The sequence below is a fragment of the Pseudomonas sp. CH235 genome (assembly GCF_004368175.1).
In the GTDB taxonomy this organism is placed as follows: domain Bacteria; phylum Pseudomonadota; class Gammaproteobacteria; order Pseudomonadales; family Pseudomonadaceae; genus Aquipseudomonas; species Aquipseudomonas paraglycinae.
Genome location: NZ_RRZJ01000012.1, coordinates 142,422 through 157,525, shown reverse-complemented (window position 1 = coordinate 157,525; position 15,104 = coordinate 142,422). Strand labels below are relative to the sequence as shown.

Here is a 15,104-nt window from a genome sequence, read left to right as displayed (position 1 = left end):
CACAAGGAACGTCGTATGTCGCAAGGAAGTGCCGCAAGCCTCGGGTTGCAGGACGCTCCGCTGAGCAGTGCGTTCCGCCAGACGTGGCAGCAGTGGTCGCAGGACTGGAGCCAGTTGCCCAAGGACAGCGAGGACGAAGCGGCGCTGGTCGAAACCGTGGTCGAACTCTCGACCCAGGCTTCGCAACGGCTGTGGCGTACCGCGTTTGCCCGAGTGGGCGATTCGGCGACCGCACAGGTCAAGGCGTTGGTGTATGCCTTTGTCGCGCTGGTCGATGAGACCCTGTTGTTCAGCCCGTGGCCGGGCCAGAGTGCCTGGCAGGAAAAACCTTTGGAGTCGCGACTGTATTCCAGCCGTCAGGCCGGCGAGCAAGTGCCGGCGGCGATCCAGACCTTGCTCGATGAACAGCAGCCCACCACTCGCGATCTGGCCAACGTGTATTTGCAGTGCCTGATCCTCGGTTTCCACGGACGCCTGCGCGGTGAGCAGGGTCAGGTGCAACGGGAAAAATGGCGGCGGGCGCTGTTCATGTTTGCCTGGCAGGACGAGGCCGATTACGCGGGTGTCAGTCAGCGACTGGTACAGCCTTCGCTGGCGACACCCTTGCAGTTGCCGGTGCGCACGGCGTTGCCCGATGGCTTTCGTCTGGCGCTGGGCATTCTGGCGATGATTCTGCTGCTGACCGGGCTCGGGCAGTTTCTGTGGCGCGACATCCGTCAGGAACTGGAGCCGGTGTTGCAGGCGCCCGACACGCTGACGGCGCCGGAGCAAGACTCATGAGTACCCTGACGATCGTGGCCTGGGCGGTCGCCATCCTCCTGCTGTTGGTGATCATCGCGCTGGCGGTGTGGTGGCTGCGCACCCAGAGCGGCGCGGCGATCCGCAGTTTCTACGCCGCCGTGCGGCACATGGAACAGGAGCAGAGCGCCCACGACCGGTATCAGATGCCGTGGCTGCTGATGCTCGGCGATGAAACCCAGGGCGCGCAACTCGCCACTCAATGGCGTTTGCAACCCACTGACAAACCGGCGTGGTTCGGCCGTTGGTGGTCGGACTCCGAAGGCGCGGTGCTGGTGGTGCCGCAGGCGCTGTTTCTGCCGGAAGACGGCATGCACCTGCAACGCGGCGGCTGGTGGCGCTTGCTCGGGTTGATCCTGCGCCTGCGCAGCAAGCGGCCGCTGGACGGGGTGATCTGGACGGTGCCGGTCAGTCGGCTGAGCAATCTGGAACAGGCCACGCAGCTCGGTCTGGCGGCGCGTCGGCGTTTCATCGATCTGTTGCAGCGCTTTGGTCTGAGCCTGCCGGTGTACGTGGTCATCACCGGGCTGGAAGAACTGCCGGGATTTCAGGAACTGATCAGCGCCTTGCCGGACGAGGCCCGCGATCGCACCTTGGGCTGGTCGTCGCCCTATGCCCGCGATGCGGTGTGGCAGGGGCAATGGAGCGATCAGGCGCTGGATCGGTTGCACCGTGCGGTGGCGGAAGCGGTGATCGAAATCGGCACTTTGTCCGGGCATCTGAGTGCCGATCTGTACGCCTTGCCGGAACGTCTGGAAACCCTGCGCCGTGGTTTGCAGAACGTGCTGGAGCCAGTGTTTCAAGGCAACGCTCAGGGCGAAGCACCGTGTTTTCGTGGCGTTTACCTGACGGCCAATCAGCCGGCCGAGGATGCGCTGGACGGTTTTTCTGTCGATGACAGCGGCCTGCAGCAAAGTGCGTTTGTGCGTCAGTTGTGGCGCCAGCGAATAGTCGGCGAACGCGGACTGGCCCAAGGCGTGCCGCGCCTGATGCGCTTGCGCCAGCGCTGGCAGCGAGTGACCGCCGGGGTGGCGCTGGTGGTCGGGGTGGTCTGGGCGGTGGCGATGCTCTGGGTCTGGCAGGCGTCGGTCAAGGACGCCCATGAACTGGCGCGGCTGCTGCAAGGCGCGCAGAAGAATTACGTGGCGGTCACCGACGACGAGCATCGGGTCGAGCCGACCCGGCGCAACGTGCAGAACTTCTGGCGGGTGCTGGAACGGGCGCCGCACTGGCACTACGTTTCGCTGGCCTTTCCGACGTCGTGGTTTTCCTCGCTGGACGGGCGACTCGAACAGGAAGTGTTCAGATCGACCCAGCGCCACATGCTGCAACCGCTGCACGATCTGCTGGTCGCGGAGCTGGCGAAAATCAAGGCGATCCGCGCCACCGACCGGCGTACCAGCGTCGAAAGCGAAGACCCGGCGCAGTGGCAGAATTATCAGAAGGCCACGGATCTGGTCGAGCGGGCCTTGCGTCTGGAACAACAGAACCAGTTGTTCGCTCAGGTGCAGAACAATCAGCGGACGCCGCTGGAGGATTTGGCGCAGCTGAGCAACAGCGCGCTGTCACTCAACCTCAACGCCGGCACCTTGCCCCATGCCGCCTACTACAACCGGCTGCTCGCAGCCAGTGATGGCGGCGACTTGCAGGCTCTGGATCTGAGCGTTGAACGGCCGTTGATCGTGAGTAATTTCACCGGGCTGATGGAGCGCTGGCTCGATCAGTATTTTCTGGCCGACAACTTCGTCAGCAAGGCCGGCTACCTCAAGTTGCATCTGGAACAGCTTGAAGCCGGGAGTGGCAACAGCCTCACCGAACTGGAAGACCTGCGCGCGCTGATCGACGACCTGCAAGCGGCGATCGCCCTGACCAACTCGACCTGGAGTCGCGGCAAGGGTCAGGAGCTGGTGCCGGGTTATCGCGAGTTTCTCGACAAGGTGCGCAAGAGTTCATTGCTCGGCCCGGCGGTCGAACAGCAGCTCGATGCGCAGGCCGGCAAGTTGCAGCAGAGTTTTCGCGATCAATGGATCGCCCAGGTGGGTTCGCGGGGCAATCTGCTGGTGCAGCAGGGCAGCGGGCAACTGGCGTTGCAGGATCAGGTGGTCAAGCTCAACAACGCGGTGCAGGCGCTGTTCAAACGTGACTTCGTCTCGATTGCCCTGCGCGCCAGTCAGGACAGCGTCAACAGGCAGGGTCAGACCGTGGACGGCGATGACCTCAACGAATCGCTGAATTATTTCGCGAGTTATAAAAGCTACGTTGCCGAAGAACTGCCGCGCATTCCGCCGGCCTATCGCGAAGCATTGCTGCAAGCGGCCGAAACCGCCGCCGCGCAAGCGATGTGGTTGAGTCTCAAGGATCATGATGATCAGACTCATCCTTACGCGGTATTCAACGTGCAGGCCGTGCAGGCGATGAACCTGCAAAAGGCCTTTGTCGAGGTCCATCGCAGTGATCTGGCGGCACGTCTGCAAGGGGCGCTGAACCGCCGGGCGATGGCGCAGATCGTTGGCGGGCTGGATGAAATCACCGCGCAGCCGCTGTTCGGTGGCCGCACGGAAATCAGCCAGTGGGATGGCTCGAAAAACCTTGGCCTGCAACTCTACGGCGCCAGCGATGTGCAGGATCTGAAGCTGAGCCTCAAGCAGCAATTCAACACCATGCTCGGCATCACCGAGCGTCGCGCCCCGGCGCTGGAATGGCTGAAGACCCAGCAGGGCAATCTGTCGGCGCTGGATTACGAGCGCGTGACCCAGTTCAGCGCGCTCAATGACGAATTGCTCAAGTACAAGGATTCCAACCCCGCCAGTTCACCGGCGCAGATCGAGCAACTGGTCAGCCGCGACTTCATTGAAATGGACACCGGTTCCTGCGTGCAGGTGTTGCAGACCGCCAATCTGACCGGCGGGCGCGGCACCCTGGCGATGCGGGCGGTGGAGTTGCAACAGTCGGCCCTGCAACGCTGCCAGTTTCTGCAACAGCAACAGGCGGCCGCCGCGTGGAACGAGCTGGCCACCTACTTCAATCAATACCTGGCCGACCGCTTTCCGTTTGCCAACGGCGTGCAGGCTCCGGATGCCGACCCGGCGCGGGTCCAGCACTTTCTGGAAATCATCGACAAGCGCTTGCCGGTGGCCCAGGCCGGACTGGTCCTGAGCCAGACCCCGGAGCGGCTGGCGGCAGAAGATTTTCTCAACCGGGTGAAACAGGCCAGCGTCTGGCTGACACCGCTGTTCGTGCGCGACAAGAGCGGCATTCTAGGCGTCGAGCTGGATGTACGCTGGCGCACCGATCGCGAAGAAGAGAAGGGTGCCGATCAGGTGATTGCCTGGGGCTTGCTGGCCGGCAATCAGCAGATCAGCTATCCCGCTGCCGATCAGCCGAACCTGCGCTGGATGCCTGGTCAGCCGATCCGCCTGACCTTGCGCTGGGCGCGCAACGGCAAGGAGCGTCCGGTCAATGACCCGCTGCAACCGAACCTGGTGGTGCGCGATCTGGAGGCCGGTTGGGAGTACGGCGGGCCATGGTCGCTGCTGCGCCTGATGCGCGCGCACTTCTCGGTGCAGCGCCAGCCGAGCATGGATTACACCGATTTTCCGTTGAGCCTGCGTTTGCCGGTTACCGCGCAGAACGACAGCGTCACCAGCGAATTCACCCGGATGTTCGTGCGCGTGTCGCTGATGAGCCAGGGCTCGAAACTGCCGCTTTCGATTCCACCATTGCCGACCCGCGCGCCGCGTTCACCGTTCCAGGTGACCGGCACCACCGCCGCCCTTGAAGTCCAGAAGGAGGATTTGTGAGCCTGCCATCGACCCCGTTGCCGGACCTGATCGATCAGTTGCTCGCGCCCATCAGCGACGACGCGCCCTGTGGTGCGGATCTGCGCTATGAGCGCGAGTACGACCAGTTGCGCGATCTGCGCCGCGAGGACGACGCGAGTTTGCCCACGGGTGTCTGGCAGTCGACCCTGAAACGCGCCAACTGGCCGGAAGTCGAGCGGCTGACCACCACGTTATTGCTCGAGCGCAGCAAGGACCTGATGCTCAGTGCCTGGCTGGGCGAGGCCTGGCTGCATTTGCAGGCACTCGATGGACTGCCGGGCAGTCTGGCGCTGATTGCCGGTCTGTGTGAGCGCTATCCCGAACATCTGCATCCGCAGGCCGACGACGGTGACCAGTCGTGGAGAGCGATTCCGCTGGAATGGCTAGTGCGTCGCTACAGCGAAGTGTTGCTGACCCGGGTGCCTTTATTTGGCGCCAACAACAGCGATTTTGAGGGCTACACCCTCGAAACCTGGCGGCGGATTCAGGTGCGGCAGGTGCAGGCCAACGACTCCAAAGGCGCCAAGGCGTCGGCCGAAACGGCGCGCAGCGAGCACAAGAAACTCATCGAGCAGGTGCGTGCCACGCCCATGGCGTTCTGGCTGCGCCATCAAGGCAATCTGCTGCTGAGCCTGCAACACCTGCAGCGTCTCGATGACTGGTGCGATGCGTATCTGGGAGATCAGGGGCCGGGGCTCGGGCCGTTGCAGGACACCCTTCAAGCGTTGTTGATACTGGTTCAGGAGTTCATCGCCATGCACCCACAACAACCACTGTCGGCACCGCCGCCTGCGCCGGTCGCAGTCTCACCGGTTGAAGCGTCTGTCGCGGCCACGCCCGAAGCCGCGCCAGTGCCGCGCGAACCGGCCAGTCGAGAAGAGGCTTATCGGCAATTGCTGCTGATCGCCGAGTACCTGGCCCGCACCGAACCCCACAGCCCGGTGCCGTATCTGATCCGGCGCGGGGTGGAGTGGGGCAACAAGCCGTTGAGTGAGTTGCTCGGCGAGCTGATTTCGGCAGACGCCGAATCCCGGCGTCTGTGGACCTTGCTCGGCGTGCTTTAGTGCACGCGCTGGTTGTTGAGTTTCGGCGGCAACTGGAGCGGCGTCAGCACCGGTTGTCCGGAGAAGAACGCCACCAGATTTTTGCCCACCAGCTCCACGGTGCCTTGGGTGGCTTCCGGTGACAACCCGGCGACGTGAGGGGTAAGAAGCACGTTGCTGAGGTTTTTCAGCGCATCGGGCACTTGCGGCTCGTGATCGAACACATCCAGCGCTGCGCCGGCGATTCGACGTTGTTCCAGTGCGGCGATCAAGTCGGCAGTGGCGATCACGCTGGCACGGGCAATGTTGACGATGAAACCATTGGGCCCCAGGGCATCAAGCACCGGGCGGGTCACCAGATGCTGGCTGCCGATGCCGCCGGGCGTGGCGACCACCAGAAAGTCCGAGGCCCGGGCCAGTTCGGTCGGGGTCGAGCAGAACGCGTAAGGCACGTCACTGCGCACCTGACGGTTGTGGTAGCTGATCTCCATGTCGAAGCCCAGGCCTGCGCGTTTGGCAATCGCCATCCCCACTGCGCCCAGACCGAGAATCCCCAGACGCTTGCCGGCCAGCGACGGGCGCATGATCTTCGGCCACTCGCCGCGACGCACTGCGGCATCGCAGCGCGGAATGTCCCGCACCAGCGCCAGCAGCATCGCCATGGCGTGGTCGGCCACCGACGAAGCGTTGACGCCTGCGCCGTTGGTCACGGTCAGGCCACGGTCGCTGGCGGCCTGCAGGTCGACCTGCTCGTAACCGGCGCCGATCACGCAGATGATTTTCAGCGCGGGCAAGGCCGCGATTTCTTCAGCATATAAACCCAGCGGGCCACGGGTCAGCACTGCGTCGATCCTTGCCCCATGGGTGGCGATGGCTTGCGCGCGCTCGGCAGGGGTCGGCGCGAGAATCAGGTGAAAACCCTGACGTTCGAGGATCGGCAAATAGTCATTGATGGTTTCAACCAGTACCAGAACGGTGGCGGGCATTGCTCGGCTCCTGTGATCGTCGGTATTCGGGCGCAAAAGTCGCTTCAGAGTGCTGATTCCAGAGCGGTTTGGCAATGGCTGGCACGGCCCCGCATCAGGCAGTGTAGGAGCTGATGCGGGGAGCGCGCGGGTGCTTCGTCAGAAGGTGATGTCGGCGCTGGCGGTCACTGGATCACGTCACGTACTGGGCGATGCCGTTGCCGAATGACCAGTTCTCTTTTTTCACTTCCACCAGATTGATGAACACGTCTTCCTGACGCACGGCCAGTTGCTGGTTCAGGTTGCGCGCGATGGTCTGGAACAGCCGTTGTTTCATCTCCACGGTGCGGCCTTCGCTGATGGTCAGCTGGATGAACACGATGCCGTCGCTGCGCTGGATCCCCAGGTATTGCGGGTCATAGACGAAGTGCTGGTCGTCGTGCTCGGCCAGCACCTGGAAATTGTCGTGTTCCGGCACATTGATCTCGCTGCGCAGGGCGGCGTAGATCACTTCGCCAATGCGTTTGGCGAACGTCGGGTCCGGGTTTTTCTTGATGTCGACGCGGACGAGAGGCATGGGATGGCTCCACAGGTGAGGGGACTGGACGGGGATGTCAGTCAATTCGCCATTGGGTATAGCCGAAAAATGCCAGACGGTGAGGTTGTTTAAAAACGTTAGGAAATGGACGCACCGTCCTGCGGGATTTACGGATGTTGCCTACGAGTGCTGCCGGATTCATCCGCTATACGGCGGGGTGAGAAGCGCGGAATTATAGAGAGCAGGACGGGATGCGTTCTTCATGACGAAGCAGTAATCCGGACGGAAATTGCCATCAGCCAAGGAAGGCCAATGTTTCAGAACAACCGCGAAAACCTGGAACTCGACAGGCTGCATAACGAAACGCGAAAACTGATAGCTGAGCGGCAGAAGCTTATGGCGGAACAGAAGAAGCTGAAGTGGGAGACGTATTTTTATCCAGTTGCGGTGGTGGCCGGCGTGTTGACGGCAAGCGCGGCATTGGCAGGCGTCTTTTTCAAGTTTTGAGCGTTCGTTTTCGCAATCTTCAGACACATGACTCAAAAGGAAATCAACATGAGCACCTATGACGCCAAAGCCAGAATGGAACAACTGGAACGGGAACACGATGAGTGGGCCGAAAAAATACGTATCAAAGACAGGAAAGAAATGCGCCCGATCTGGGGGTTGATGGGTCTGGGCATCTTTTGCATGTTCCTCGGCTTCATATTGGCCCGATCGATCTGATCGGGCTTTCCCATGGCTCATTCGGCGCCGGTACATGTCATAAAACGACATGTAGCGTATCTGGCGCCGACAGGCTTTTTCCCAAAAGCGACAAGCCTCCGATCTGCTCCGTACAACCATTCCTCAGCTAAGTCTTTGCTTCTGCTCATTTATCGCGGAGAATCGCGCCCCTGTTTCGGCCGGAGCATGTCTGTCGGTTTTTTCCGACGCGTCCTGACCGAGTGGCAAGTGACCGGAATGCGGAGATCCGACCGGATGAATGATCAGGCCAATAGCGTCGAACAACGCTTTGAGGCGGCAGCACCAGCCGAACTGTCGAGCTGGAATCGCCATGACACTACCTGGATGTTGGGACTGTTCGGGACGGCCATCGGCGCCGGTACCCTGTTTTTGCCGATCAATGCAGGTCTGGGTGGCTTCTGGCCGCTGGTGATCCTCGCGCTGCTGGCCTTCCCGATGACGTTCTACGCACACCGCGGCCTGACCCGCTTCGTGCTTTCCGGTCGCGAAGGCGCCGACATCACTGACGTGGTGGAACAGCATTTCGGCATCAAGGCCGGCGCGCTGATCACTCTGCTGTACTTCTTCGCGATCTTCCCGATCCTGCTGATCTACAGCGTCGGCCTGACCAACACGGTCGCCAGTTTCCTCGAACACCAACTGCACATCACGCCGCCACCGCGCGCGCTGCTGTCGTTCGTGCTGATCCTCGGCCTGCTGGCCGTGGTGCGCTGCGGCGAGCAAGTGATCGTCAAGGCCATGAGCCTGATGGTGTATCCGTTCATCGTTGCGCTGCTGTTCCTGGCGGTGTACCTGATTCCGCACTGGAACGGCGGCATCCTGACCACCGCTTCGCAAGTGCCGGCACCGTCCGCGCTGCTGCACACGTTGTGGCTGGCGATTCCGGTGATGGTGTTCTCGTTCAACCACTCGCCGATCATCTCGGCGTTTGCTGTGGACCAGAAGCGTCGTTACGGCATTCACGCGGATGAGCGCAGCTCGCAGATCCTGTCTCGCGCGCACCTGCTGATGGTGGTGATGGTGCTGTTCTTCGTGTTCAGCTGCGTGCTGACCCTGTCGCCGGAGCAACTGGCCGAAGCCAAGGCGCAGAACCTGTCGATCCTGTCGTACCTGGCCAACCATTTCAGCAACCCGACCATCGCGTTCGCGGCACCGCTGATTGCGTTTGTGGCGATTTCCAAGTCGTTCCTCGGCCACTACATCGGTGCCAGCGAAGGCCTGAAGGGCTTGATCGTCAAGAGCGGCAAGCGTCCGGGCGCCAAGGCGCTGGACCGCATCGTGGCGGCGTTCATGCTGGTGGTGTGCTGGATCGTGGCGACCCTGAACCCGAGCATCCTCGGCATGATTGAAACCATCGGTGGCCCGGTCATCGCGGCGATCCTGTTCCTGATGCCGATGTACGCGATCCGCAAAGTGCCGGCGATGGCCCGTTATCGTGGGCAGATGTCGAACGTGTTTGTCACCGCAGTGGGTCTGGTGGCGATTTCGGCGTTGATCTACTCGCTGACTGCTTGAGGTTCAACACAGGATCCCGTTTGATCTTGTGAAACAGAAAGGCCGACCTGCCTCGCAGGTCGGCCTTTTTTGTGCCTGTATGGTTTGTGATTGATCGTTCCCACGTCGAGGCGTCGAACCGTCTGCGTGGGAATGCCTCTTGTGACGCTCTGCGTCACGGTTCGGGACGCAGAGCGTCCTTGGCTGCATTCCCACGCGGAGCGTGGGAACGATCAACGCGGGGATAGGCCTTACTCGGTAGGCATAAAAAAAACGCCGCTCATCTCGCGATGGGCGGCGTTTTTCATTGCGTTGCAGCGTTAGGCTTGAACGACAGGGATCTTGGCGTTCGCAGCAGCTTCACGGAACTCGGCAATCTGGTCGAAGGACAGGTAGCGGTAAACGTCGGCCGCCATGCTGTCGATCTTGCCAGCGTATTCCATGTACTCCTCGACGGTCGGCAGGCGACCCAGGATCGAAGCAACGGACGCCAGCTCAGCCGAAGCCAGGTAGACGTTCGCGCCGTCGCCCAGACGGTTCGGGAAGTTACGGGTCGACGTCGACACCACGGTGCTGTTCGGCTCAACGCGTGCCTGGTTACCCATGCACAGCGAGCAGCCTGGCATTTCCATGCGGGCGCCGGCCTTGCCGTAGATGCCGTAGTAGCCTTCTTCGGTCAGTTGGTGAGCGTCCATCTTGGTCGGCGGCGACAGCCACAGACGGGTTGGCAGCTGACCTTTGACCTGATCCAGCAGTTTACCGGCAGCGCGGAAGTGACCGATGTTGGTCATGCACGAACCGATGAACACTTCGTCGATCTTCTCGCCAGCAACGCTGGACAGCAGACGGGCGTCGTCCGGATCGTTTGGCGCGCAGAGCACAGGCTCGCTGATGTCGGCCAGATCGATTTCGATGACTTCTGCGTATTCGGCGTCGGCATCGGCTTCCATCAGTTGCGGGTTGGCGATCCAGGCTTCCATCGCTTGGGCACGACGCTCCAGGGTACGCGCATCGCCATAGCCTTCGCCGATCATCCAGCGCAGCAGGGTGACGTTGGACTGCAGGTACTCGGTGATCGACTCTTTCGACAGCTTGATGGTGCAACCGGCAGCCGAACGTTCGGCCGAGGCGTCGGACAGTTCGAACGCCTGTTCCAGGGTCAGACCTTCCAGGCCTTCGATTTCCAGGATGCGGCCGGAGAAGGCGTTTTTCTTGCCTTTCTTCTCGACGGTCAGCAGACCGTTCTGGATGGCGAAGTAAGGAATGGCGTGAACCAGGTCACGCAGGGTGATGCCAGGTTTCATTTTGCCTTTGAAGCGCACCAGGATCGATTCCGGCATGTCCAGCGGCATGACGCCGGTGGCAGCGGCGAACGCGACCAGACCGGAACCGGCCGGGAACGAGATGCCCATCGGGAAACGGGTGTGCGAGTCACCACCGGTACCGACGGTGTCCGGCAGCAGCATGCGGTTCAGCCACGAGTGGATGATGCCGTCGCCCGGACGCAGGGAAACGCCGCCGCGGGTCATGATGAAGTCAGGCAGGGTGTGGTGGGTGGTCACGTCGATCGGCTTCGGATAAGCCGCGGTGTGGCAGAAGGACTGCATCACCAGATCAGCGGAGAAGCCCAGGCACGCCAGGTCTTTCAGTTCGTCACGGGTCATTGGACCTGTGGTGTCCTGAGAACCTACGGTGGTCATCTTCGGTTCGCAGTAGGTGCCAGGACGAACGCCTTTGCCTTCTGCCAGACCGCAAGCCTTGCCGACCATTTTCTGCGCCAGGGTGAAGCCCTTGGTGCTTTCAGCCGGTGCTTCCGGCTTCTTGAACAGGTCGAACGCTGGCAGACCCAGTTCGGCGCGAGCCTTCTCGGTCAGGCCACGGCCGATGATCAGCGGGATACGGCCGCCGGCGCGGACTTCGTCCAGCAGGACCGGGGTCTTCATTTCGAAGGTGGTGATGACTTCGTCGGTACCGTGCTTGCAGACTTTGCCTGCGTGCGGGTACAGGTCGATCACGTCGCCCATGTTCATGTTCGATACGTCGAACTCGATTGGCAGTGCGCCGGCATCTTCCATGGTGTTGTAGAAGATCGGGGCAATTTTGCTGCCGAAGCAGAAACCGCCAGCGCGCTTGTTCGGCACGTAAGGGATGTCGTCGCCGAAGAACCACAGGACCGAGTTGGTCGCCGATTTACGCGAGGAACCGGTACCGACCACGTCACCGACGTAGGCGATAGGGAAGCCCTGGCCGCGCATTTCTTCGATCTGCTTCATCGGGCCGGTCTTGCCTTGCTCGTCCGGAACGATGCCGTCACGGGCCATTTTCAGCATGGCCAGGGCGTGCAGCGGGATGTCTGGACGCGACCAGGCGTCAGGAGCAGGGGACAGGTCGTCGGTGTTGGTTTCGCCAGTCACCTTGAAGACGCGCAGGCTGATCTTGTCGGCCAGCACCGGACGCTTCTTGAACCACTCGCCGTCAGCCCAGGATTGCAGCACGGCCTTGGCGTGAACGTTGCCGTTCTTGGCCTTTTCAGCCACGTCGTGGAAAGCATCGAACATCAGCAGGGTGTGCTTGAGTTCCTCGGCGGCCACTGGCGCCAGCTCGGCGTTGTCCAGCAGTTCAACCAGGGTCACGATGTTGTAGCCGCCCTGCATGGTGCCGAGCAGTTCTACAGCGCGCTTCTTGTCCAGCAGAGGGGAGGAGACTTCGCCCTTGGCCAGTGCGGAGAGGAAACCGGCCTTGACGTAGGCGGCTTCGTCCACTCCTGGTGGTACGCGATTGGTGATCAGGTCAACGAGGAAAGCTTCTTCGCCAGCCGGAGGATTCTTCAGCAGCTCGACCAGGCCTGCAGTTTGTTCGGCGTTAAGCGGCTGGGGAACGATACCCAGGGCTGCACGCTCTTCGATATGTTTGCGGTAGGCTTCAAGCACAGTTATTACCCTCATCAGTGGTCCCAAATGGGTGTCCGGGACGCTCATCCCGAAATTGCCGTACTCATGCTCCTCACGACGTTGTGGGTCGTTCGGCCAGAATTACCGGCAATTCCTTACAGAAGCTGCTTTCAAAGTTTTACGCCTGCAGAACGGGGAGCTGATGAGGGTTGGCGTATGGCTTTTCCCCGCTGGAAAAACCTTCCGCCAACACCGCTCTGAAGGAACGACTGTGCTCGTGACGCTTTGAAAACAGCTTCTAACGGACATTGGCGCCTAAAAAGGCTGGCTGATTCTACGGCAAAAAAAATTTAAAGGTAAGTCGCGCTCTATTGGACTTTGGTTGCGTTGTGCACGGCTGGGGCAAACCCTGATCCGGCGCTTGCCCCTGACGTTTGAGGGGTGATGAATGGCGGACAAAGGGCTAACATGCCGACCTGTTCCGCGTTTCAAGTGTTTTGCCCACTCTATGCCCAATCAGACCATCAAGACCCCCTGCGTCGGCCTCTGCTCCACCGTTTACGGTGATCTGGTGTGCCGTGGCTGCAAGCGTTTCCACCATGAAGTGATCCATTGGAACGGTTACAACGAGGAGGAAAAGCGCGCGGTCTGGCTGCGTCTTGAGCAATTGCTGTCACAAGTGATGGCGAGCAAGGTCGAGGTCTTCGATCCGGCGCGTCTGCGCCTGCAACTGGAACAGCGCAAGATCCGCTTCGTGCCGCATCAATCGGAATATTGCTGGGCGTATCAGCTGATCGCCCGGGGCGCGCGGGTGATCATTAATCTGGAAGCCTACGGGATGGTGCTACTGCCGGAGTTTCGCGACTGGAACCTGCCGGAACTGCGCGATGCCATTGATCGGGAATTTTTCCTGCTGTCGGAAGCGCACTATCAACGCTACATTGCGCCCGGTTTCCTCAAGGATGCCCTCGGCGACTGATCTATTGCTATCGCTGGCAAGCCAGCTCCCACAATGATGGTGTAAAGCTCTCCATGGAGTGCACACCTAAGTCCCTGTGGGAGCTGGCTTGCCAGCGATGACGGCCTTGCAGGCGCCCCAATAGTTAATGCTTCACCGCCAACTCCACCAGGTGGTCTTCAACCTCCTGCGGTTTGAGCACCAGCACGTCACTTTCCAGTTGATCCAGCACCTGTTCGGCCGTATTGCCGATCAACGCCCCCGACACACCGCTGCGCGCCACGGTGCCAATCACCGTCACCGCCGCCTGCAGCTTGTGCGCCGTGAACGGAATCAGCACATCCGCCGGGCCTTCCTCGACGTGCAGGTGAGCGTCATCAATGTCGAATTCAGCCTGAAACGCCCGGCATTGTTCGCGATAGCGCGCCTCGATGGTTTCCTTGAGCTGGAACGTCGGGTCCGCCGCCGACAGCATCGGTGACGGATGGGCGGTAATCACGTGCAGATGCCCCTTGGCCAGGCTGGCGATGTCGAAGCCGTGGTCGATGATCGTGGTGTGCAGATGACGGTGTTCGCCATCGGCATTGCCGACGTCGACCGCTGCCAGAATCACTTTGTCCTTCCACGAACCGGCGGTTTTCACCAGCAGCACCGGAGTAGGGCAGTGGCGCAGCAGTTTCCAGTCCGCCGGGGTCAGCAGGGCCTTCTTCAACGAGCTGTCGGGGAAGTGCTGCTTGATCACGAGACCGCAGCCTTCGGCCTGCTGCACGTCGATGATGGTTTCGTGCAGGCTCTCGTTCCACGCCTGTTCGGTGGTGACGCTGTAGCCGTCCGCCAGCAGCGCGGCCTTGAGCACGCTGAGCATGCCGGCGTGATCGTGCTTCTTGTCGCAGACCAGCAGGTGCAGATGGGCCTGGGTCACCCCGGCGATCAGCTTGGCGCGCTTGAGCGCCAGGCTTTCCGCGTGTTCAGGTTCAATGACCACCAGAATGCTGCGAATGGCTTGCATGAGTGAGTCTCCAGCAATGAAAAGGCACGGCGTTGCACAACTATAGTTGCTGCGCATCCGTCTGCGACTTGATGCATATCAACGCGGGCCGCTGGTGGTCTGCGGGCAGGCCGGTATAATCGGCGCCCTTCGCTCGAACACCTTTTGACCGTGAGCCCCATGATCCTTCCCGAAATCCACGAATTCCTTGGTTGCCGCACGCCTGATGCCTGGGTTGAAGCCGCGCTGGCCGATCAGGAAACCCTGCTGATCGACCACAAGAACTGCGAGTTCAAGGCCGCCAGCACCGCGTTGAGCCTGATCGCCAAGTACCATTCCCACGTCGATCTGATCAACATGATGTCGCGTCTGGCCCGGGAAGAACTGGTGCACCACGAGCAGGTGATGCGCATCATGAAGCGACGCAAGATCGAACTGCGCCAGCTGCACGCCGGCCGTTATGCCTCGAGCCTGCGCAAAGTGGTGCGCAGCCACGAACCGGTGAAACTGGTCGACACCCTGGTGGTCGGCGCCTTTATCGAAGCGCGCAGTTGCGAGCGATTCGAAGCGCTGGTGCCGCATCTGGACGAAGAACTCGGCAAGTTCTACTTCGGCCTGCTGAAAAGCGAGGCCCGGCATTTCCAGGGTTATCTGAAACTGGCCTACCAGTACGGTGACGCCAAGGACATCGCCCAGGTGATCGAGAAAGTCCGCGCCGCCGAGCAGGACCTGATCGAGTCACCGGACGAGGAATTCCGTTTCCACAGTGGCGTACCCGTCGCGGCATGAATTGTTAAAAACTCTTAAGAGTATGAAACATCAACGAAAACCGGCCCCAGAGGCCGGTTTTTGCTGCCTGCG

General features: G+C 61.1%; 12 protein-coding genes. 8 read left to right on the top strand and 4 right to left on the bottom strand.

What is annotated here, in order from left to right:
- Positions 1-15: 15 nt before the first annotated feature.
- The 3 genes from EIY71_RS15340 to tssA are packed head-to-tail and all read left to right on the top strand — an operon-like array spanning position 16 to position 5,683.
- A complete protein-coding gene (locus EIY71_RS15340) occupies positions 16-780 on the top strand; it encodes a DotU/TssL family secretion system protein (protein ID WP_085746102.1) in 765 nt (254 codons plus the stop codon).
- Entirely contained in the window at positions 777-4,598 is a 3,822-nt protein-coding gene (locus tag EIY71_RS15335; RefSeq protein WP_134022196.1) for a type VI secretion protein IcmF/TssM N-terminal domain-containing protein, read from the top strand. The genes EIY71_RS15340 and EIY71_RS15335 overlap by 4 nt, the downstream gene beginning before the upstream one ends.
- A complete protein-coding gene (gene tssA / locus EIY71_RS15330) occupies positions 4,595-5,683 on the top strand; it encodes a type VI secretion system protein TssA (protein WP_129973159.1) in 1,089 nt (362 codons plus the stop codon). The genes EIY71_RS15335 and tssA overlap by 4 nt, the downstream gene beginning before the upstream one ends.
- Here the strand turns inward: tssA and EIY71_RS15325 are convergent.
- Positions 5,680-6,648 carry a 2-hydroxyacid dehydrogenase gene (locus tag EIY71_RS15325; RefSeq protein ID WP_085746105.1) on the bottom strand — a complete coding sequence of 323 codons (969 nt, stop codon included), beginning with the start codon at positions 6,646-6,648 and terminating at the stop codon, positions 5,680-5,682. The two genes, tssA and EIY71_RS15325, sit on opposite strands and share 4 nt — an antisense overlap.
- 172 nt (positions 6,649-6,820) lie before the next feature.
- Positions 6,821-7,204 (bottom strand): tautomerase family protein, encoded by a 384-nt coding sequence (locus tag EIY71_RS15320; RefSeq protein WP_007958838.1) that lies wholly within the window; start codon positions 7,202-7,204, stop codon positions 6,821-6,823.
- 273 nt (positions 7,205-7,477) lie between these two features.
- Here EIY71_RS15320 and EIY71_RS15315 point away from each other — a divergent pair, with 273 nt between their 5' ends.
- From EIY71_RS15315 to EIY71_RS15310, 3 genes are all read left to right on the top strand, one after another.
- Positions 7,478-7,672 carry a hypothetical protein gene (locus EIY71_RS15315; RefSeq protein ID WP_134022194.1) on the top strand — a complete coding sequence of 65 codons (195 nt, stop codon included), beginning with the start codon at positions 7,478-7,480 and terminating at the stop codon, positions 7,670-7,672.
- Between the two features lie 48 nt (positions 7,673-7,720).
- Positions 7,721-7,891, top strand: a complete 171-nt coding sequence (locus tag EIY71_RS28570) for a hypothetical protein (protein ID WP_007958834.1) — start codon at positions 7,721-7,723, stop codon at positions 7,889-7,891.
- Positions 7,892-8,146: 255 nt separating this feature from the next.
- Entirely contained in the window at positions 8,147-9,427 is a 1,281-nt protein-coding gene (locus tag EIY71_RS15310) for an HAAAP family serine/threonine permease (protein ID WP_064597506.1), read from the top strand.
- Between the two features lie 299 nt (positions 9,428-9,726).
- Here the strand turns inward: EIY71_RS15310 and acnB are convergent, their stop codons facing one another.
- Entirely contained in the window at positions 9,727-12,336 is a 2,610-nt protein-coding gene (acnB, locus tag EIY71_RS15300) for a bifunctional aconitate hydratase 2/2-methylisocitrate dehydratase (protein ID WP_115078343.1), read from the bottom strand.
- A 469-nt stretch (positions 12,337-12,805) separates the two neighbouring features.
- Here acnB and EIY71_RS15295 point away from each other — a divergent pair, with 469 nt between their 5' ends.
- Positions 12,806-13,276: a DUF1289 domain-containing protein gene (locus EIY71_RS15295; protein ID WP_039767141.1), complete on the top strand. Its 471-nt coding sequence runs from the start codon at positions 12,806-12,808 to the stop codon at positions 13,274-13,276.
- 124 nt (positions 13,277-13,400) lie between these two features.
- Here EIY71_RS15295 and EIY71_RS15290 read toward each other — a convergent pair whose 3' ends face one another.
- A complete protein-coding gene (locus tag EIY71_RS15290) occupies positions 13,401-14,264 on the bottom strand; it encodes a universal stress protein (RefSeq protein WP_134022190.1) in 864 nt (287 codons plus the stop codon).
- Between the two features lie 159 nt (positions 14,265-14,423).
- Here EIY71_RS15290 and EIY71_RS15285 point away from each other — a divergent pair, with 159 nt between their 5' ends.
- Positions 14,424-15,032: a tRNA-(ms[2]io[6]A)-hydroxylase gene (locus tag EIY71_RS15285; RefSeq protein ID WP_064597504.1), complete on the top strand. Its 609-nt coding sequence runs from the start codon at positions 14,424-14,426 to the stop codon at positions 15,030-15,032.
- Positions 15,033-15,104: the final 72 nt, after the last annotated feature.